General features: G+C 43.5%; 2 protein-coding genes. Both read right to left on the reverse strand.

Annotated features, from left to right (window positions below; all coding sequences use genetic code 11):
• Positions 1-65: 65 nt before the first annotated feature.
• Positions 66-407: a hypothetical protein gene (locus A3757_RS24755; RefSeq protein ID WP_156490703.1), complete on the reverse strand. Its 342-nt coding sequence runs from the start codon at positions 405-407 to the stop codon at positions 66-68.
• Between the two features lie 82 nt (positions 408-489).
• Positions 490-1,153, reverse strand: a 664-nt coding sequence (gene ccoP / locus A3757_RS24760) for a cytochrome-c oxidase, cbb3-type subunit III (protein WP_156506576.1), incomplete at its 5' end; no start/stop codon positions are given.

Below are 1,153 nucleotides of genomic sequence, written 5' to 3' on the forward strand. Positions count from 1 at the left end.
AAACAGATAGAACTAGATGCCTGCAGGCCTAGGAGCAGCTGCAAGTTGTTTTTGTCTTGAGCCGACTAGTCAGCTTCCTCATCGTAATGTTCTGACAAGGATTTTTGTCGTTTGGCAAGAGGTAGGGCCAATAAGACACAGCTCAAAGCTGTGCAGCTAAAACCAAACACCCAAAAGAGGAAAAAGCCTAATGTATATAGAGCATTTGGGCTAAACTCTACAGGGAAAGTCGCGATACTTGATAACTCTATCGGATCAAATGCTGCGAAGAAAAGCATTGTTGCCAGTGCTGCGCATAAAAAAGACACCCAAGCCATAACACCAAATGAGCGCCAGAAAACTTTCGACTGTAATTCTTCCTCGGGAACAATCGTGCGTAGTTGCGATATGATAATTCGAATCATCATTGACCTCGGATCATTATAAATATTGGTGTAATTCAGCGCCTATATAAATGATTGGGCGCTGAATTACACCTTGATGACAAAGTTATAGAGACAAAATATAAGCTGATAGAACTTTAGCTTCTTGCTCACTAAACAAATGTCTGTGCGACGGCATGTTGCCGTTACGTCCATTGGCTATCGTGGCGTCAATATCTCTTAACAGTCCGCCATATAACCAAATATTGTCAGTAAGGTTGGGCGCACCAAGCAGCTGGTTGCCTTTACCGTCAATGCCATGGCAAGCAGCGCATTGCATATCAAAGCTTGCCTTGCCTTGTTCTGCTTTGGTCGCGTCAGTGGACTGATTGCTTAAGCTAAGCACGTACTGAGTAAGGTCAGATCTTTGCGTGTCATCTAAAATTGCGCCGAAAGCAGGCATCACGCCTTGACGGCCATTTAGAATTGACTGCGAAATCAAATCTGAACTATTTCCGTATAGCCAGTCATCATCTGCAAGATTCGGAAAGCCTTTTGAGCCTTTAGCATCGGAACCATGGCATTGCGAACAGTTATTGTCAAACAAGCGTGAAGCAGTTTTCATTGCTTCAGTATTTGCTTGAAGTTCTTCAGCTGTTTTGCCCTCAAATTGAGAAAAGAAGGCAGCGCGGTCCGCTCTATTCTTTTCCATTTGGGCGTCTAACTGATTAAGTTGAGTCCAACCTAATGAACCTTCGTTATTACCTAGTGCAGGGTAAAGGTACATGTAA

This window comes from Oleiphilus sp. HI0117, from assembly GCF_001635235.1.